The organism is Streptomyces sp. C1-1, assembly GCF_050214755.1.
In the GTDB taxonomy this organism is placed as follows: Bacteria; Actinomycetota; Actinomycetes; order Streptomycetales; family Streptomycetaceae; genus Streptomyces.
Window position 1 is genome coordinate 1,451,643 of record NZ_CP189826.1, and the last position, 18,905, is coordinate 1,470,547.

At 72.2% G+C, this 18,905-nt stretch carries 14 protein-coding genes; 7 read left to right on the plus strand and 7 right to left on the minus strand.

The annotated features are described in order from the left end of the window. Positions 1-28: 28 nt before the first annotated feature. The 3 genes from ACQF4J_RS06605 to ACQF4J_RS06615 form a co-directional block, all read right to left on the minus strand. The gene (locus ACQF4J_RS06605; protein ID WP_351805744.1) at positions 29-1,630 is read right to left on the minus strand and encodes an RICIN domain-containing protein; all 1,602 of its coding nucleotides are present in this window, start codon (positions 1,628-1,630) and stop codon (positions 29-31) included. A 481-nt stretch (positions 1,631-2,111) separates the two neighbouring features. Beyond that, entirely contained in the window at positions 2,112-2,489 is a 378-nt protein-coding gene (locus tag ACQF4J_RS06610) for a toxin Doc (protein ID WP_142145486.1), read from the minus strand. Between the two features lie 3 nt (positions 2,490-2,492). Beyond that, positions 2,493-2,738, minus strand: coding sequence for a hypothetical protein (locus tag ACQF4J_RS06615; protein ID WP_249840694.1), 246 nt, complete (start codon positions 2,736-2,738; stop codon positions 2,493-2,495). A gap of 146 nt (positions 2,739-2,884) precedes the next feature. On the opposite strand from ACQF4J_RS06615, the gene ACQF4J_RS06620 reads away from it, so the two are divergent. Then, the gene (locus tag ACQF4J_RS06620) at positions 2,885-3,376 is read left to right on the plus strand and encodes a methylated-DNA--[protein]-cysteine S-methyltransferase (RefSeq protein WP_351581410.1); all 492 of its coding nucleotides are present in this window, start codon (positions 2,885-2,887) and stop codon (positions 3,374-3,376) included. A gap of 78 nt (positions 3,377-3,454) precedes the next feature. Here ACQF4J_RS06620 and ACQF4J_RS06625 read toward each other — a convergent pair whose 3' ends face one another. Next, positions 3,455-4,066, minus strand: coding sequence for a hemerythrin domain-containing protein (locus tag ACQF4J_RS06625; RefSeq protein WP_427165060.1), 612 nt, complete (start codon positions 4,064-4,066; stop codon positions 3,455-3,457). Positions 4,067-4,236: 170 nt separating this feature from the next. Between ACQF4J_RS06625 and sigJ the strand changes: the two genes are divergently transcribed. Both sigJ and ACQF4J_RS06635 read left to right on the plus strand, forming a co-directional pair. Next, positions 4,237-5,148, plus strand: a complete 912-nt coding sequence (gene sigJ / locus ACQF4J_RS06630) for an RNA polymerase sigma factor SigJ (RefSeq protein ID WP_427165062.1) — start codon at positions 4,237-4,239, stop codon at positions 5,146-5,148. Next, entirely contained in the window at positions 5,145-6,617 is a 1,473-nt protein-coding gene (locus ACQF4J_RS06635; protein ID WP_427165064.1) for a cytochrome b, read from the plus strand. The genes sigJ and ACQF4J_RS06635 overlap by 4 nt, the downstream gene beginning before the upstream one ends. A 6-nt stretch (positions 6,618-6,623) precedes the next feature. Here ACQF4J_RS06635 and ACQF4J_RS06640 read toward each other — a convergent pair whose 3' ends face one another. Together ACQF4J_RS06640 and ACQF4J_RS06645 are read right to left on the minus strand one after the other, a co-directional pair. After that, positions 6,624-8,867, minus strand: coding sequence for a glycoside hydrolase family 9 protein (locus tag ACQF4J_RS06640; protein WP_427165066.1), 2,244 nt, complete (start codon positions 8,865-8,867; stop codon positions 6,624-6,626). A gap of 156 nt (positions 8,868-9,023) precedes the next feature. Then, positions 9,024-12,122 (minus strand): glycoside hydrolase family 2 TIM barrel-domain containing protein, encoded by a 3,099-nt coding sequence (locus ACQF4J_RS06645; protein ID WP_427165068.1) that lies wholly within the window; start codon positions 12,120-12,122, stop codon positions 9,024-9,026. Positions 12,123-12,376: 254 nt separating this feature from the next. Between ACQF4J_RS06645 and ACQF4J_RS06650 the strand changes: the two genes are divergently transcribed. Then, on the plus strand, positions 12,377-14,749 hold the full coding sequence (locus ACQF4J_RS06650; protein WP_351805734.1) for a SpoIIE family protein phosphatase: 2,373 nt from the start codon (positions 12,377-12,379) through the stop codon (positions 14,747-14,749). 32 nt (positions 14,750-14,781) lie between these two features. On the opposite strand, the gene ACQF4J_RS06655 is transcribed toward ACQF4J_RS06650, so the two are convergent. Next, a complete protein-coding gene (locus tag ACQF4J_RS06655; RefSeq protein WP_351580608.1) occupies positions 14,782-15,351 on the minus strand; it encodes an RNA polymerase sigma factor in 570 nt (189 codons plus the stop codon). A gap of 19 nt (positions 15,352-15,370) precedes the next feature. On the opposite strand from ACQF4J_RS06655, the gene ACQF4J_RS06660 reads away from it, so the two are divergent. From ACQF4J_RS06660 to ACQF4J_RS06670, 3 genes are all read left to right on the plus strand, one after another. Continuing rightward, positions 15,371-16,741: a serine/threonine-protein kinase gene (locus tag ACQF4J_RS06660; RefSeq protein ID WP_427165071.1), complete on the plus strand. Its 1,371-nt coding sequence runs from the start codon at positions 15,371-15,373 to the stop codon at positions 16,739-16,741. A gap of 127 nt (positions 16,742-16,868) precedes the next feature. After that, on the plus strand, positions 16,869-17,558 hold the full coding sequence (locus tag ACQF4J_RS06665; protein WP_427165073.1) for a DUF4232 domain-containing protein: 690 nt from the start codon (positions 16,869-16,871) through the stop codon (positions 17,556-17,558). An 81-nt stretch (positions 17,559-17,639) separates the two neighbouring features. Further along, positions 17,640-18,893 (plus strand): arsenic transporter, encoded by a 1,254-nt coding sequence (locus ACQF4J_RS06670; RefSeq protein WP_427168573.1) that lies wholly within the window; start codon positions 17,640-17,642, stop codon positions 18,891-18,893. The last annotated feature ends 12 nt before the right edge of the window (positions 18,894-18,905 follow it).

Consider the following 18,905-nt stretch of genomic DNA (forward strand, 5'->3'; position numbering starts at 1 on the left):
TTGTTGTGATGCGCACGCCCGGCAGCGGTCAGGCGCCCCGCCCCGCCGCCCACCGCACCTGGGGGCGCTCCGTGCGGGTGATCGACAGCGACCCCGGGCTCGCCGAGGCCCCCGGATCGGCCAGCCACCGCTGGGCCGGGGAGCCGTCCCGGACCTTGACGACGATGTCGGCGTCCGTGCCGGCCGTCGTGGCCGCCAGCGCGAGCCGCTGGTCCCAGCGGGGCAGCAACTCCCCCTGCACGGTCAGGTCGTAGCGCACGTCGTTGCGCCGCGTCCCCTTGTCCCCGGCGCACTCGCCCAGCACGACCACACCGGCGTCGACGTGCGAGTCCAGGCACAGATCCGGGTCCGCCTCGCTGCGCAACAGCCCGTCACTCTCGTACGACCACTGCTGGGTCACCGCGCGGGAACACTGCGCCAGCCCGGTATTGGCCCCTGCCTTCACCTCGCCCTCGATGTCCAGGCACAGGCCGGCCCCGGTGTTGCGCAGCCGGGAGGTTCCCGGGGCGGAGGGAAGGTGTGCGGTGCCGGGTGTGGGTCCGGCCCCGGTGCCCGGCGTCGCCCCGTCGCTCGCGCTGTTGGACGCGGCCGGGTCGACGCCGTCGTCGTGGGACCACAGGCCGACGACGGCGAACACGGCGATGAGCCCGGCCGAGGCGACGCCCACGCCGGTCAGCAGTGCCCGCGACGCGCGGGGGAAGCCCTCGGGTCCGCGGCCGGGCATCGGGATGCGGGGCAGGATGCGCTGACGGTCGCCGCCGTGCCGGGCGGAGCCCCGAGTGCGCGCCGGCAGGTTCGCGCGGCCCGGTCTGGAGTCGAGATAGCGGCGCGCGCCCCAGCCGAGCACCGCCTCGGCGAGAAGCACTCCCAACCCGCCTTCGAAATGGCCCAGTTGTTCCGCGGCGAAACGGCAGTAGCGGCACTCCGTCAGATGGTGCTGCACATCGGGCAGCAACGCCCCGCCCCGCCGAATCGGAACGTCGAGGAGACGGTTGTAGAACCGGCAATCCTTGGTCGGCGCCAGTTCCCGGTGGGCCTGTACACAACCTTCGCGGAATTTCTCCCGCGCCTGTTCGAGCGCGGCCGTCGCGGTCTCGGTATCCATGCCCAGCAGGTCGGCGGGTACGGATATCGGCTCCGCCTCCACCTCGGTGTGCCAGAGCAAACACCGGCCGACTCCAGGAAGAGCCTGGAAAGAACGGTCGGCCAGCTTTCGGTTCTCGGGCGTCATGAACTTCGCCGAACGCATGCCGCGCGCTCCGGAGGGCTTCCGCAGCTCCGGCAGAACGGCGGCCAGCCGGTCCTCCGCGGACCACGTCCGCACCGTGTCGCGCACGGCGACGAGTAAGCGGGGGCGCAGGGCGACGCACGGCTCTCCCAGCGCCAGCCGGTCGAGCACCTGGTGGAAGGCTGCGGACGTCGCCATGGCGGCGGGTTCGCCGCGGGTGGACAGACAGATGGCCGCGTAGTCGCGGGCCGGTTTCCAGTGGCGCGTCATGAGCAGCGCCACGGAATGGGACACCTCTCCGTCGGGGCGGCCCCGGAGCCGGGCGGCGACGTGCTCGTCGGATTCTCCGGGAACCCCGCCGACGGGCGGGTGAGGCTGACGAGGGGGGTGGGGGGTGGGCACTGAGCGGAATCCTTCCCAGGCGCATAGGAAACTCGGGCACAGTGGCCGCCGCAAAGGCCCCCTGGATGGTGCACACCTTCTGGACGGCGGGCGCGCGGAGCGTGAATTCGGGTACGACCGTCCGACCCGGCTCCCCCTGGATTGGACGAACGAGACCCGGACATTCCCCCCGCACGGCTAGCTCACCCTTGCACAACGCACCGAAGCCAACAAGGCACTTGAGCAACATCCGTCTCGTTGAAAGAAAGTCAGATACGAGGGCGACACGCCGCGCCCACTGGAGCTTTCCGCATTCCATGCGCCCCGTGTGAAACAGGCGCACGCGCCGGCGCCCCGCGCACGCTCCCGGCGCGCACCACCCCGTAGTGCACTGGGAAGCGGCCCCTTCGTGAAGGCCACGCGCAGGACGGCGGCTCTCCTGCGCCGCACGGGCCGCCGACCTTGTTCCTCCCGCCCTCGGTCGGCGGCCCAGAAGGGCGTCTCAGATCTGCCAGGAGCGCAGCCGGTCGGCCGCGCCGTAGACGTCGGCCTTGCCGGAGATCAGGTCGCGGGCGAGGTCGACGAGGGCGCCGTAGGGCGGGTCGATGCCGGCGCCGCTGACGAACATGTAGGCCACCGCGGTCGCGCAGGCGAACCGGGCGTTGGCCGACGGCAGCGGCTTGAGCAGCGCGAGGGTGTGCAGCAGGGCCGCGGCACGCCAGGCCGGGTCGGAGTCCACGCCGAGGCGCGGCGGGTCGACGCGGTGGCGGGCGACGGCGGCGACGAGCGCCGAGAAGTCGTTGACGGTGGGCTGGTCCGGCAGTACCTCTTCGTGGCGCTGGAGCAGCCAGGGCACGTCGATGTGGATGACGGATGCCATCGGTCAGGCGACCCGCCCCTCGCCCGCGGCGGGTGGTTCGTCGTCGGGGAAGGCGGCCGCGAATTCGTCGGCATGGGAGGCGAAGAAGCGACGAAACGCTTCTGCACCCTCTTGCAGGGCCCGGTGCCGGGCTATGTCTGCGGCGGCGGCCTCCCGCACGAGCGCCTTCATCGACGTACCGCGTTCCTTGGCGATCTGCCGCAGGTCCTCGAGCTCCCGATCGCTGAACTCCACATTCAGTGCTGGCATGTCCTCACGGTACCGCCGGGGTACTGGATCGTAAATACCTCCTGCTCAGAGCACCTGCGAGGTGGTACCTTCCGGCACCCGGCCGGGTCGAGTCTGCCGTCCGATTCCCGCCGGTCGCAGGCCGTACGGCCCAGCAGACTGGAGGCATGACCACGTACACGAGGATCGACAGTCCACTGGGCGAGCTGCTGCTGGGCGGCGACGGAACCGCCCTCACCTCCGTGTCCCTGCCGGGGCAGCGCAACGCGCCACGCGTGCGTGCCGAGCGGCTGCGCGACGGCAGCCCCCTCGGCGAGGCGGCGCGGCAGCTCGACGCCTACTTCGCCGGCCGCCTCACCCGGTTCGCACTGGATCTCGCGCCCGAGGGCACGGACTTCCAGCTCAGGGTGTGGCGGGCGCTCGACGACATCCCCCACGGCAGCACGACCACGTACGGAGAGCTCGCCGCCCGGCTGGACGTGCCGCGCGCCGAGATCCGCGCCGTGGGTGCCGCGATCGGCGCCAACCCCTTGCTGATCGTCCGCCCGTGCCACCGGGTGATCGGCGCCGACGGCTCGATGCGCGGCTACGCGGGCGGCGTCGAGAACAAGGTGCGGCTCCTCACGCACGAGGGCGCGCTGCAGCCGATGCTCGCGTGAGGGACGGGGCCGCCATGCCACTCTCCACGGGTACGGCACCGACTGCACCCGGGACCGGCCGCTGCCCCACGACGCGGCCTAGACACCCGCCCACAGCCCCCTGCGCCGGTAACTCCCCTGCCACAGCAGTCGGTTGAGGATCCGGACGGGCGGCGGTACGGCTCCGAGGAAGGCCGCGCGGTCGGCGGGCGGGGCGCCGTCGACGATCCACGGCACGAACACAGAGGCCCCGCGCAGCCCCTGCGTCTGCCGCATACGGCCGGTGAAGGCGGCCCAGTCCGCGACCGTGAGGACGTCCTGCATCAACGGCAGCGCACTGTCCTCCTCGTGCTTCAGGTGGTCGTCGAGGGTGGCCCGCAGTGCCGCCACCAGGTCGGGCAGTTCCGGTGCCCGGTCCGTCAGGGCGGTGTCCACGGCCGCGAGCAGCGGGTCGATGCGGGAGTGCTCCTCCTCCATCTCGTCGAGCAGGGCGAGGTCGCGCGGGCGGCCGGCGGCGCGCTCCCTGACCCGGGGCCACAGCTCGCCGTCCTCGGCGGTGTGGTGGATGTGCAGCTGGCGGGTGAAGTTCTCCCAGCCGGCCCGGACGCCGGGTGTGTCCGCCCGGCCGGCGGCGACGGCCCGCGCGAGCCGCTCCAGGTCGCGGCGGAAGGCGTCGTGGGAGGCGTACATGGCGGTGAAGTCGATGTTCATCGGATCGCTCGTCTCCTTGCGTCGGACTCGCGTTCCAGAGGCCGGCGCGGGCAGGGAGTGTGACGCGACCGCCGTGTTCTGAGAGCTGGGTCACATTCCGGCCTCCCGATGTCACATTCGGCCCCCTCCCGGGCCTCGCAGTAGTGAGCACGCCGACGGGGAGGCCCCATATGACACAGAACTCGGGAAGTCCGGCCACGGACGAGGCGACCGATGTCTACCTGGCTCATCGGGAGCTGTTGTTCAGTCTCGTCTACAACGTGCTGGGCAGTGTCGCCGACACCGAGGACGTGCTGCAGGAGACCTGGCTGTCATGGACCGGCCGCGGTCCCGCCGGGATCGCCAACCCGCGCGCCTACCTGGTCCGCATCGCCGTCAACCACGCATTGCAGCGCCGCACCGCGATCAGCCGCCGGCGCGAGACCTACGTAGGCCCGTGGCTGCCCGAGCCCCTGGTCGCCGACCCCGACGGCACCGAGGACCCGGCCCTGCGCACCGAGTCCGTGTCACTGGCGATGCTGGTGGTCCTGGAGTCACTGACCCCGCTGGAGCGGGCCGTGTTCGTCCTCAACGAGGTCTTCGGCTACCCCCACACCGAGATCGCGGAGATCATCGGCCGCACCCCGGCGGCCGTACGCCAGCTCGCGCACCGCGCCCGGGCCCACGTGCACGCGCGGCGGCCGCTGTACCCAGCCCATCCACGGGTGCGCCGGGAGGCGACCGAACGCTTCGTGCGGGCCGCGCTCGGCGGGGACATCGGGGAGCTGATGGAGATCCTGGCACCGGACGTCACGGTGTGGACGGACGGCGGCGGCAAGCGCAGGACGGCCGGTCTGCGCCCGGTGCACGGCCGGGACAAGGCGGTCCGCCTCATCGCGTCCTACGCCGGCCGGCGCGACGCACAGGGCCTGGAGGTGCGCTACCGCCGGGTGAACGGCGACGAGGCTGCCGTGGTGTTCCAGGGCGACTCCCCGTACGCCGTGATGGTCATGGACCTCACGCCCGAGGGCGACCGGGTCAGCGGCCTCTACATCGTCACCAACCCCGACAAGCTCACGCACGTGCACAAGGAGGAGGAGTGACCGACATCCGCACGCCCGGCAGGGGCGAGCGCGTCGCCGACTGGCTCGACGGCCGGCTCGGCATCCACACGCTCGGCCGGAAGTACCTGCGCAAGGTCTTCCCGGACCACTGGTCCTTCCTGCTCGGCGAGATCTGCCTGTACAGCTTCGTCGTCCTCGTCCTGACCGGCGTCTACCTCACCCTCTTCTTCCACCCGTCGATGAACGAGGTGACCTACCACGGCAGTTACGTCCCCCTCAACGGCGTCCGCATGTCCGAGGCGTACGCCTCCACGCTGCACATCAGCTTCGACGTGCGCGGCGGGCTGCTGATCCGGCAGCTGCACCACTGGGCGGCGCTCGTCTTCGTCGCCGGGATGCTGACGCACATGATGCGGCACTTCTTCACCGGCTCGTTCCGCAGGCCGCGCGAGGTCAACTGGGCGTTCGGCTGGCTGCTGCTGTTCCTCGGCCTGTTCGAGGGCCTGTTCGGCTACTCGCTGCCGGACGACCTGCTGTCGGGCACGGGCCTGAGGTTCGTCAACGGGGCGCTGCTGTCGGTGCCGGTCGTCGGGACGTACCTGTCGATGTTCCTCTTCGGCGGCGAGTTCCCGGGCCACGACATCGTGGCGCACTTCTACTCGCTGCACGTCCTGCTGATCCCGGGCATCATGGCGGCGCTCGTGGTGGCGCACCTCATCCTGGTCGTCCACCACAAGCACACCCAGTTCGCGGGTCCCGGGCGGACCGAACGCAACGTGATCGGCACCCCGTTCATGCCGGTGTACCTGGCGAAGGCGGGCGGTTTCTTCTTCCTCGTCTTCGGCGCGCTCTCGCTCGTCGCGGCGGTGGCGACGATCAACCCGGTCTGGGTCTACGGCCCCTTCCGCCCCGACCAGGTCTCCACGGGCGCCCAGCCGGACTGGTACCTGGGCTTCGCGGAGGGCCTGGTGCGGGTGATGCCGGGCTGGGAGATCACGCTGTGGGGTCACACCCTGGTCCTCGGGGTGCTGATCCCCATCGTGGTGTTCCCGCTGCTGCTGGTCTTCATCGGCGTCTACCCGTTCCTGGAGGCCCGGATCACCGGTGACCGGCGCGAGCACCATCTGCTGGACCGCCCGCGCAACCGACCGGTCCGCACCGCCATCGGCGCGGCCTGGATCAGCCTCTATCTGGTCCTGCTCGCGGGCGGCGGCAACGACATCGTCGCCACCCGGCTCCACCTGTCCATCAACACGGTCACCTGGACGGTGCGCGTCGCCTTCTTCGTGCTCCCGGCGGTCGTCTTCCTCGCCACCCGGCGCATCTGCCTCGGTCTTCAACTGCGTGATCAGGAGCTGGTGTCGCACGGCCGGGAGACCGGCGTGATCAAGCGGCTGCCGCACGGGGAGTACGTCGAGGTGCACCAGCCGCTCGACCAGGCCGAACTGCACACCCTCACCGCCCACCGGCGGCAGAGGGAACTCGTGGAGCACGAGCCTCGGCCCTGAGGGACCTCAGCCCTGGTCCGCCACGAAGGAGGACATCCGGGCCAGGGCCGCGTTCCAGTTGATGGCCGTCTCGTTCGTCGACCAGGACTGGATGTCGTCGATGTAGCAGAACTGACCGACGCAGCCCTGGAGCTTGCTCTGTGCGTAGGGGTCCTGGATGGAGGAGTTGGCGCCGCCGGCCAGGGTCCCGCTCGGCGGGTTCGGAAGGTTCGGGTCGAGTTCGTGGGCGTACCAACGGCTGTGCTGGTTGTGGGAGTTGACCTCGCCGTAGCCGGTGACGTACGAGATGTTCAGCGCGTTGCGGCCGAGGATGTAGTCCATGGTCTGGACCGCGCCGTCGCGGTACTTCGACGCGCCGGTGATGTCGTAGGCGGTGGCCAGGACGACCCCGTTGTTGAGGACCTGGTGGCTGGAGCCCCAGTCGTAGAGGTTGTTGTCGGGGGCGTACGGCATTCCGTACGGCTGTGCGGTGAGCGTGGCCAGGTAGCGGTCGGCGCCCTGGACGACGGACCGGCGGATCTTGTCGCGGCCGGGCAGCTTGCTGGGCACGGTCGCCAGGTCCAGGCGTCCGGCGGCCGCCGTCCTGCCCCAGTCGAAGCCGAGGGGGCCGAAGATGTCGGCCGTGTTCTCGGGCGAGTTCAGGACGTAGTCGGCGAACTGCTTCTCCCCGGTGGTGAGATACAGCTCCGCCGCCGCCCAGTAGAACTCGTCGGTGGCGTGGGTGTCGTCGTACGCGCCGCCTCCGGTGCCGTCGCTCGGCGAGGCGTACATGGCCGGGTGGGCGAGCGCGGCGGACCAGGCCTTGCGGGCGGCGGTCAGGGCCTTCGCCGCGAAGGCGCGGTCGTAGGGCCGGTACAGGCGGGCGGCCTGCGCCGCGGTGGCGGCCAGGTTCAGGGTGGCCTGGGTGGACGGCGGGTGCAGTTCCCGCCTCTGCGGGTCGTCACTGGGCAGCAGGGGCAGGCCCGTCCACTGCGCGTCGTGGATCTTGTGGTGGGCCATGCCGGCCAGCGGCTGTCCGTCCGGGACCTGCATCTTCAGCAGGAAGTCCAGCTCCCAGCGGGCCTCGTCGAGGATGTCGGGCACCTTGTTGCCGCTCTCCGGGATGGCCAGCGTGCCGTCGCCCAGTCTCTCCGACTCCCCTGTGCGGGCCAGGCGTTCGCGCTCGTAGGTGCTCAGCAGCTCCCAGGTCGCGATGCCGCCGTTGACGACGTACTTGCCGTGGTCACCCGCGTCGTACCAGCCGCCGGTGACGTCGAGGGTGTAGTCGCACACGCCGGGCTGGCAGGGCACCTTCGCGTCGCCCTGGTTGGGTGCCACGCCGACGTGGCCTGCGGGGCGGCCGTATCCCGGGCGCAGGTCGTCGCGGATCGCGATGCCGCTGCGCTGTGTGTAGTAGTACTTCACGGAGTCCAGCCGCAGGCGCTCGTAAGCGCTCCTGCCGATGTCGAACGGCCGGCTGGTCTCGCCGTCCGCGACCAGCGTGAAGCCCTTGCCCGCCTTGCGGTAGCCGCCGAAGTCGATCGAGTGGACGTTCTGACCGGAGGAGGCGTCGGTGCCGCGCGGCACGGTCCAGCCGCGGGCCACCGTGGTGCCACCGGCGTTCTTGAGCTGCCAGGGCAGTTTCGTGACGGCGTCGGTGACCAGGGTGGCGTTCTTGGGGCCTGCGGGCAGATAGGCGACCTGGTTGACGCGCACCCGTGGGCCGGTGTCGGGGTGGTACACCTCCGGCGGGACCCCGCCCAGCAGCGAGACGTCGTCCATGCACAGCCGCCAGGCGTCCGCGCTGCCGCCGGCCTGGAAGGCGACCTGTGCCTGCGTGGTGTCGACGGGCGAGGTGAAGGTGTACGAGTAGGTGTCGCCGGACACGCTGAGCTGCGGGCTCACCTCGAAGTAGGTGTCGTACGGCGACACCTGCAGCCCCACGATCGCCCGCACCACATGTCCCTCGGGCGAGCCGGACGCCTTGAAACCGAACTTGTACGACTCCCCTTTCACCAGGGTGACGTCGTTCTGGCCGACGGCCGCGTCCCAGCGGTTGGTCGTGCCGCCGGGCACGTCCGCGCAGAGCTGCCCGCCGGACAGTCCCGCGCTGACGTTGGTCGTCGTCCACCAGGGGTCGGTGGTGGTGTCGAAGGTGCCGTTCTTGAGCTGCTCGACCTCGTCGGCGGCGGCCGGCCCGGCGGGCACTCCGGTCAGCACCGCGCCCAGCAGGGCGGTCAGGGTCAGCGGGACGGTTCTGCGTCGTTTCACGTCTGGGCTCCTCGGGCGGAGGTGCGGGTGACGCCCCCACCACCGAGTGATGGGAGCGCTCCCAGATGCGGACGCAGCTCATGCTTGTTGGCGCCATGACACCGCGTCAACGGTCCGGACGGCACTGGTTTGCCGTCCGGGCCGTCGGCCGGCATTTCAGCCGGCGGGCACCTCCAGCTTGCTGATCCGCACCGCGCCGGCGGCCTCACCGGGGTGGCGGCTGGTCAGGGTGAGCCGCAGCCGGGAGCCGCTCACCGCGTCGAAGGTGATGACGCTCGGCGCGTCCGAGGCGGTGGCCCAGTCGACGGAAACCCCCTTGACCGGCACGAACGTGTCGCCGTCCCACACGGCCGCCTCCACGGACGCCGGCAGGCCGTGCGCCGCGTCCACGGTGAAGGAGACCTCCACCCGGCTCATGCTCCGGCGCCGCCCGAAGTCCACGGACACCCAGTCCTTCGGTCGGGCCCCGCTGAACGCGGGCAGCAGGGCGGTGGCCGACTTGGCGAAGGCGTTGGACCAGCCGGTGGCCGTGTCGCCGTCGAGCATCGCGGCGGGCAGGGTGTCCGGGCGTCCGGAGTAACTGGCGTCCGCGAACGGGTAGTTCCGGGCAGCAGGCTGCTCGGGGGCGAACTTCGGCGCGGGCGTCGTCGCGGCCGAGCGGGCGGGGGTGGTGCGCACCGTCGCCGTACCGGCCCGCAGGCCCTGTGCCCGCGCGGTCACCTTCAGCCGGCCGGCCTTGGTGCCCGAACGCACGATGGCGAGCGCCTTGCCGTGGAAGGCGGTCCGGGTGGTGGCCTGGTAGCGCTCGGCGCTCTCCTCGCGGCCGTTGTCGAGTCCGGCGAGGGAGCCGCCGTCGACGTCGAAGGTGATCAGGTCCTCGGCGTCGGGCACGACCACCCCGCGCGCGTCGACGATCTCGGCGGTCACGAACAGCAGCGAACGCCCGTCCGCAGCCACGGACTTGCGGTCGGCGGTGAGCCGTACGGCGTGCGCCCTGCCCGCCGTCCGCAGCACGTCGGTCGCGACCGCCTTGCCGTCCCGTCGGGCCACCGCCTTCAACTCGCCCGGTGCGAACGGCACTTCCCAGATCAGGTGGAGCTTGCCCGCGCTGCCGTTCGGGCTGGTGTAACTGCCGGGGTACGGGCCGCCGGTGAAGGTCTTGTCGTCGCCGGTCGCCTCGGTGGTCTCCAGGTACGTGCGGCCGTCAACGGTCTTCTTGGTGTCGAACGAACGGGTGCCCAGGGACTTCCCGTTGAGGAACAGCTCGACGGTCCCGACGTTGGAGTACGCCCACACCTCGACCGTGTCGCCCTCCTCGTGGTTCCAGCTCATGGGCAACAGGTGCACCATCGGCTCGGCCGTCCACTGGCTGCGGAAGAGGTGGTACATGTCCTTCGGGAAGCCGGCCGTGTCCACCGCGCCGAAGAAGGAGGCCTTCACCGGGAAGACGTTGTACGGCGTCGGCTCCCCGATGTAGTCGATGCCGGACCACAGGAACTGCCCGGCGAACCAATTCCGGTCCCGGTCCTTCTTGTGGCCGTACTCGCCACTCATGGTCCAGGAGGCGAGGTTGTTGTCGTACGAGGAGGTCGCGCGTCCGCCCGGGGTGTGGTTCTCGCCGGTGTTGAGGTGTTCGGGCTCCTGGTACGTCGAGCGGGTCGAGGTCTCCGACGACGACTCGGACTCGAAGAGGAACAGGTGCGGGTAGGCCGCGTGCAGCGCGTCGACCGACTTGGCGGTGTTGTAGTTGAGACCGAGCCCGTCGAGCTTGGCCAGCATCAGGTCGGCCGCGGAGCCCTTGGCCGGCGGGTTGTGGTACTTGTTGGAGCCGATCACCAGCGGCCGGGTGTCGTCGGCGGCCTTGATGGCGCCGATGATCCGGTCGGCCATGGCGAGGCCGGCGGTCGAGGTCGAGTCGGGGATCTCGTTGCCGATGGACCACAGCACCACCGCGGGCGAGTTGCGGGCGGCGAGGACCATCTCCGTGGCGTCCTTCTCGCACCACTCGTCGAAGAAGCGCCCGTAGTCGTACTTGGTCTTGCCGGTCCTCCAGCAGTCGAAGGCCTCGACCATCATCACGATGCCCAGTTCCTCGCAGACCTCGATCATCTGCGGCGAGGGCGGGTTGTGGGAGGTGCGGAAGGCGTTGACGCCCATCGACTTCATGATGGTCATCTGCCGGCGGACCGCGTCGAGGCTGACGGCGGCGCCGAGGGCGCCCTGGTCGTGGTGGAGGTCGACGCCCTTGATCTTGGCGGGGGTGCCGTTGAGGGAGAAGCCCTCGTCGGGGTCGAAGCGGTAGCCGCGGATGCCGAAGGTGGTGCGGCAGGCGTCGACGGGCTTCCCGCCGACGCGAAGCTCGGTCACCAGGGTGTAGCGGTGCTCCGGGGTCGCGAAGTCCCACAACAGGGGCTTCGGCACGGCCAGTTCATGGGTGCCGGCCGCCCGGTCGGTGACCGTGACGGTGGTCGCCGCGCGGGCCACCGTACGGCCGGCGGGGTCCTGCACGGCCGACCTGATCTCCACCGGGCCCGCGGCGCCCGACTCGTTCACCACCGCGGTCCGCACCCGGACCACGGCCCGTTCCGCCGTGATGTCGGGCGTGGTGACGTACGTGCCCCAGCGCTCCACGTGCACCGGATCGGTGATCACCAGACGGGCTTCGCGGTAGATGCCGCTGCCGGAGTACCAGCGGCTGCTGGGGAGCTGGTTCTGGACCCTGACGGCGATCACGTTCGTGGTCGTGCCGTCGGTGTGCACGAGGTCGGTGAGGTCGAGGGCGAAGCCGGTGTAGCCGTAGGGATGCCGGCCCACCTGGGTGCCGTTGCAGTAGACGTAGGAGTCCATGTAGACGCCGTCGAACTCCACCGAGATCCGCTTGCCTGCCAGCGCGGGCGGCAGGGTGAAGGCCAGGCGGTACCAGCCGAGGCCGCCGGGGAAGAAGCCGGTGCCGCTGGTGGTGCCGTGCTCGGTGGTGGGGGTCTGCTCGATGCTCCAGTCGTGCGGGACGGCGACCTCGCGCCACGCCGAGTCGTCGTATCCGGGGTCGGGGGCGTTCGCGTAGGCACCGGTCGGATCGGTGATCCCGCCCGGGTCGACCAGGGCGAAGCGCCAGCCGTCACGCAGGGCGACCGTCAGCCGCCCGGACCCGCTCCCGGCGGCCTCGGCGGCCCGGGCCGCCGGAGTGGCGAGGAGCACTCCGGCCGCCGGCGCGGCGGTGGAGGCGAGCAAAACCGATCTGCGAGTGACCGTCATGGCGGCTCTCCCTCATCAGGGCCCAGAAGTACTCACAACTGATCGTGAACAAACAGATTCTGACGGTGGCCCACGCGGCGGCGTCAAGGGTGCGGCGAGCCCCTTCTGCCTCAGCGGCCACAACGTCCGGATTTCCCCCTTGACCCGCCCGCCGCGCGGGCGACGGGGTTCGACGTCCGCGTCGGACGCCGACGGACTAGTCTGGAACCGAAGTGACCCAGCGGTTCACTGTGAGTGTTCGCGATGGAGTGGCGATGAGCCCGGAGTATCCGTTCGACGATGCCGCGACGGCTCGGGCCGTCGTCGACGACTCCGGCACGCTCGTCGAGTGGAACGCGGGCGCCGAGCTCCTGCTGGGCTGGCCCGCCGCCGACGTCCTGGGGCGCCCCGCCCGGGGCCTGCTGGCCGAGGTGGACGTCACCGTTCCGCTCGGCCCCCGCTGGGACGGCACCGTCACGCTGCGCCACCGCGACGGCCACGAGGTCTCCACCTGGCTGCTCGCCCATCACCGGCCCGCCCGGCTCGGCGATGCCGGCCGCTGGCTGCTGTTCAGCCCACTGGACGGCGGCGGCCCGCCCGCCGAGGACGACCCGCTGGCCACCGCGGCGCTCACCCAGTCGCCCTGCGCCGTCGCCGTCTACGACGACCGGCTGCGGCTGCGCCGGGTCAACGACGCCATGGCCGAGGTGATCGGGCTGCCCGAGCACCTCATGCAGGGACTGCGGCTGCCCGAGATCGGCGGCAAGCCCGAGAGCGAGGACCTGGAGCGGCACATGCTCCGGGTGCTCACCAGCGGCCGGTCACTGGACGTCCAGACGTGGATGCGCACCGGCGGTGAGGACGGCGCGCACGCCTGGCTCGCCCGGATGGCCCCGGTCACGGACGCCGCGGGACGGGTGCGGGGCGTGTGCCTGGCCGCGCACGACTTCACCGACAACTACCTCGCCCGGGAGCGGCTGCAACTGGTCAACGAGGCGAGCGTGCGCATCGGCTCCACCCTCGACGTCCCCCGTACGGCGCAGGAGCTGGCCGACGTCCTGGTCCCGGCGCTGGCCGACCTGGTCAGCGTGGACCTGCTGGACTCGACGGAGCACGGTGAGCTCGCGCCCCGGCTGAGCGCGCCGATCGGCCTGCGCCGCGCCGCGCACGGCTCGGTGAACCCCGGCACCCCGGAGGCCGTCCTCAAGCCCGGGCAGATCGAGCACTACCCCGCGGGCTCCCCCCAGGCCGACTCGCTGGTGGCGGGCCGCACCATCGTCGCCTCGGTCGCCCGGGGCGACATCGACCAGTGGCTGAGCTGGCACAAGGCGCGCGCCGACCGGGTCAAGGAGTACGGCATCCACTCCACGATGTCGGTGCCCATCCAGGCCCGCGGGCTCACCCTCGGGGTCGCGGTCCTGACCCGGTTCCGGCGGCCCGACCCGTTCACCGCGGACGACGTGCTGCTGGCGGAGGAGATCACCGCGCGGGCCGGCGTGTGCATCGACAACGCCCGCCGCTTCTCCCGGGAGCGGGAGACCGCCCTCGCCCTGCAGCGCAGCCTGCTGCCCCGCTCGCTGCCCCGCACGGCCGCCGTGGACGCCGCCTCGCGCTACCTCCCGGCGGCGCGCGCCGGGGTGGGCGGCGACTGGTTCGACGTGATCCCGCTGTCCGGGATGCGGGTGGCCATGGTCGTCGGGGACGTCGTCGGCCACGGCATCCAGGCCTCGGCCACCATGGGCCGGCTGCGCACCGCCGTACGCACCCTCGCCGACATCGACCTCGCTCCGGACGAGCTCCTGACCCACCTGGACGACCTGGTGGTGCGGCTGTCCGACGAGGCGGGAGGCGACGGCAGCCCCGGCGAGGTCGGCGCCACCTGCCTGTACGCGGTCTACGACCCGGTGTCGCGGCGCTGCACGCTCGCCCGCGCGGGCCATCCGCCGCCCGTGGTGGTCCCGCCCGGAGGCGCGCCCGAGCAGGTCGAGCTGCCGGCCGGGCCGCCGCTGGGCCTGGGCGGGCTGCCGTTCGAGAGCGCCGAGCTGGAACTGCGCGAGGGCAGCATGCTGTCGTTCTACACGGACGGTCTGATCGAGACCCGCGAGCGGGACGTGGACGCCGCCCACCGCCTGCTGTGCGACTCCCTGGCGACGGACTCCGAGTCGCTGGACGAGACCTGCGACCGGATACTGCACGCCCTGCTGCCGCCGGGCGGTGCCCAGGACGACGTGGCGCTGCTGCTGGCCCGCACCCGCGGGCTGCCCGCCTCCCAGGTGGCGACCTGGCACATCCCCGCCGACCCGGCGCTGGTGGCCCCGATCCGCAAGCAGGTCGTCGAGCAGCTGGACACCTGGAGTCTTCAGGAGGCCGCGTTCACGGCCGAGCTGGTGGTGAGCGAGCTGGTCACCAACGCGATCCGGTACGGCGCCCACCCCATCCGGCTGCGGCTCATCCACGACGCGGCCACGCTGATCTGCGAGGTGTCCGACACCAGTCACACGGCCCCGCACCTGCGCCGTGCCAAGACGTGGGACGAGGGCGGCCGCGGGCTGCTGCTGGTCGCGCAGCTCACCGAGCGCTGGGGCAGCCGGCACACGGGGGAGGGCAAGACGATCTGGGCGGAGATCGGACTCCTCGACGCGGACTGACGTGCGCCGGCGGCGCGGTCACCGCCGCCCGCTCAGGACATGTCCGTCAGCCAGGGCCTGACCTGTCGGCGGGCCTCGTGCAGCCGCGACTTGAACGTGCCCAGCGGAATCCCGGCGCGCTCGGCGGCCTCGGCGTACTCCAGCTGGCAGATGTCCCGGTAGACCAACGGCTCGACGAGCTGCGGGTGTTCGCGCTCCAGCCGCTCCAGCGCCTCCAGCAGGTCGACGCGGGAGCCGGCGATGACGCTGGTGGTGCGCGGGTCGGCCCGCGGCGCCTCGTCCGCCGGTGCGGGCACCTCGGCGGAGCGCCGTTTGAGCTCGCGGTACTTCTGCCGGCAGCAGTTGGCCACGACGGTGTGCAGCCAGGTGCCGAAGCGGCTGCGCCCCTCGAACGTGCCGATCTTCCGCGCGAGTTGCAGCAGGACGTCCTGGGCCGCCTCCTCGGCGTCCTCCCGGCAGGGCAGGAAGCGGCCGCAGCGCCGGAGGACCTCGGGCCGGACCGTCCGCAGCAGTTCCTCCAGTGCCGCGCGGTCCCCGGCCGCCGCGTGCCGGGCGAGGTCCTCGACGGGCGCGACCAGGTGCTCTGCTCGGGATCGGTCCACGGCCAGGCATGATAGTCGTATGCACTCCGTCGAGCGGATCGGGCGCTACCGGCTCGAAAGGCGCCTTGGCGCGGGCGCGTTCGGCACCGTCTGGCTCGCGCACGACGACGAGCTGCGGGCGCCGGTGGCGGTCAAGGTCCTCGCCGACAACTGGTCCCACCGCCTGGACGTCCGCGAGCGGTTCCTGGCGGAGGCGCGGATGCTTCGGCAGGCCGGCTCCAAGCGGGTGGTGCAGGTCCACGACATCGGTGAACTCCCCGACGGACGGCCGTACTTCGTCATGGAGTACGCCGACGGCGGCACCCTCGCCGACCTGGTCGCCGACGGTCCGCCGCCGGTGCCCGAGGCGCTGCGGCTGACGGCGGCGGCCGCCCGCGGCGCGGCCGCGCTGCACGAGGCGGGGATCGTGCACCGGGACATCAAACCGAGCAACGTGCTGCTGTGCTCCTCCCCCGGCGGCGGCTCGCGGGTACTGCTGGCCGACCTGGGGCTCGCGAAGAGCCTGGCACAGGCGTCCGGCCTCACCCAGGCCGCCGGGTCGGCGGGCTACCGGCCGCCGGAGCAGGCCACCGCGGGCAGCGGCATCGACGCCCGGGCCGATGTGTACAGCCTGGGGGCGCTCGGATACCACCTGGTCACCGGCGCCGTCCCGGGCGAGCCGGGCAGGATCGTACGGCCCGACCGGCTGCGTCCGGGCCTGGACCCGGCAGTGCGGCGGGCCCTGCTGCGGGCGCTGGAAACGGACCGGGAACGGCGCTGGCCCGGCGCGCGGGCCTTCGCCGAGGAACTGGAGCGGCTCGCCGCGCCCGGGTACCGACCCCGGCCGCGCCGCGCGGCCCTCGCACTGGCCGGCGCCCTGGCGGTGTGCGCCACGGCCGTCGCCGTACCGCTGGCGCTGTCTCACCGCTCCCCCGCCCCGCCCGCCGACGTCCGCGCGACGGACACGACGGGCCGGCTCGCGGCCGAGGTGCCCCGCGGCTGGGGCCGTCAGCTGCGCGGCTCGGGCTGGGACCCGCGCGTGCTGGGACTGCCCGCGGGGCACCAGCCGGCGTTCGTCGTCGCGGACGACCTGGCGAAGTGGCAGGACCTGACGGCGGACGTGAACGGCGTGTTCGTGGGCCGGACCGGCGACGGGGACCTCGCGGCCGCCGTGGACGCCCTCACCCACCCCGGCTGCCACTACGACGGCGCCCGCGCCTACACGGGCGCCGTGTGGCACGGCAGGGTCCGCGCGTGGAGCGGCTGCCGGGACTCCGGCGGATCCGTCACCGAGGCCGCGCTCGCCCCCGCCCACGGCGCGGGGCGGCCACGGGTGTACGTGCAGATCCGCGAGCGGGGCAGGGCGACGGCAACCGATCATGTCCTGACTTCGGTACACCTCGGAAACTGACCCGGAACACTCTTTTCGCGCCAGAACTTTTTCGTCCCGGCGCGCATCGGACATACATGACGGGGCACAGAGCGCCGTACGCACCCGCCGCGGCGGGTGCGTGAAGAGACTGGGAGTGCTGAGAACCATGGCGAAGAAGTCCCCCTCCGTCCACCGGACGGCCCTGCTCGCGGGCACGGCCGCGCTGCTCGGCCTGCTGACGGCCTGCGGCAGCGGCGGCAACGGCACGGCGAGCTCTCCGACGACCCTGCCCGGTACGGCCGCGCCCGCCACGGACGGCTCCACGAGCGCGCCCGCGACGGCGACGGACTCCGCGACCCAGTCGACGGGCCCCTCGGGCGAGGCCGCGGCCACCAAGTCCTCCGGGACCACGTCCTCGGCCGCAGCGGGCACCTCCGGCCGGTGCCACACCTCCGAGTTGCGGGCCACCGTCGGGCGCAACGACCCGGGGGCCGGGCAGGAGAACTTCCCGATCGTGCTGACCAACGCCTCGTCCCGTACCTGCACGGTGCGCGGCTTCCCCGGCGCCGCGTTCGTCGACGCGTCGGGCAAGCAGCTGGGACCGGACCCCAAGCGCGAGTCGGGGAGCACTCCGACGACCGTGACGCTGGCCCCGGGCCACAGTGCCTGGGCGGGGCTGACGTTCTCCAACCCTGAGGTCAGCGGCGCGCACCCGGCCACCCCGGCGGCGCTGCTCGTGACCCCGCCGGACGAGCGCGCCTCCCTGAAGGTGACGTGGACGGGCGGTCAGGTGCCCGTGTCGGGGAACTCCTCCTCGGTGTTCCTGACGGTCTTCAACCCGGGCACGGGCGCCTGAGAGGCGGGGGCGGGAGCGGTTTCTTACTGTGAGCTGCTTTGATGGATCATCCCGCCTCTGTCCGCTCCGAAGGACCCTGCCCTGAACACCCCGCTCGCCGAGACGCTGTCCGTCCTCCTGCTCGTCGCCGTCCTCGCCTTCGCCGTCCTGCGGCCGAAGGGCCTGCCGGAGGCGGTGCTGGCCGTTCCCGCCGCGGGGCTCGTCATCGCCACCGGCGCGATCTCGCTCGACCACGCGCGGGAGGAGGCCGCGCGGCTCGGGCCCGTCGTCGGCTTTCTCGCGGCGGTGCTGGTGCTGGCCCACTTCTGCGACGTCGAGGGGCTCTTCCAGGCGTGCGGGGCCTGGATGGCCCGCCGGGCCACGGGCTCGCCGGGGCGGCTCTTGGGCGCGGTGTTCGTGCTGGCCTCGGTGATCACGGCCGTGCTCAGCCTGGACGCCACGGTGGTGCTGCTGACGCCGGTGGTGTTCGCCACCGCGGCCCGGGCCGGAGTGCGGGCCAGGCCGCACCTGTACGCGTGTGCCCATCTGTCGAACACGGCCTCGCTGCTGCTGCCCGTGTCCAACCTGACGAACCTGCTGGCGTTCGAGACGAGCGGGCTGAGCTTCACCCGGTTCGCCCTGCTGATGACGTTGCCGTGGCTGGTCGCGATCGGCGCCGAGTACCTGGTGTTCCGTCGCTTCTTCGCGGACGACCTGCGGATCGCCGCCCAGCCCTCCGAGCCGGGCGAGACACCCGAGCTGCCCCTGTTCGCGCTCATCACCGTGGGGTGCACGCTGGCCGGTTTCGCCGTGGCGTCCGCGGTGGGCGTGGAGCCGGCCTGGGTGGCCGCCGCGGGCGCGCTGGTGCTGGCCGCCCGCTCGCTCGTACGGCGGAAGGCGACGCCGCTGACAGTGGTGCGGGCCTCGGCTCCGGCCTTCCTGGCGTTCGTGCTGGCGCTGGGCATCGTGGTGCGGGCGGTCGTCGACAATGGGCTGGCCGACGCCCTCGACCGCATCGTGCCCTCGGGCTCCGGCCTGCTCGCGCTGTTCGGCGTCGCCGTGCTGGCCGCCGTCCTGGCGAACCTGATCAACAACCTGCCCGCGGTGCTGGTCCTGCTGCCGCTGACCGCCGCGGCCGGGCCGGGCGCCGTGCTGGCGGTGCTGCTCGGGGTGAACATCGGCCCCAACCTGACGTACGCCGGTTCGCTGGCCACGCTGCTGTGGCGGCGGATCGTGCACCGGCACGAACACGACGTGGGGCTCGGGGAGTTCACCCGGCTGGGCCTGCTGGCCACCCCGGCCGCGCTGGTGCCGGCCGTGGCGGCCCTGTGGCTGTCGCTGCAGGTCGTCGGCTGAGCCGGAGACCGT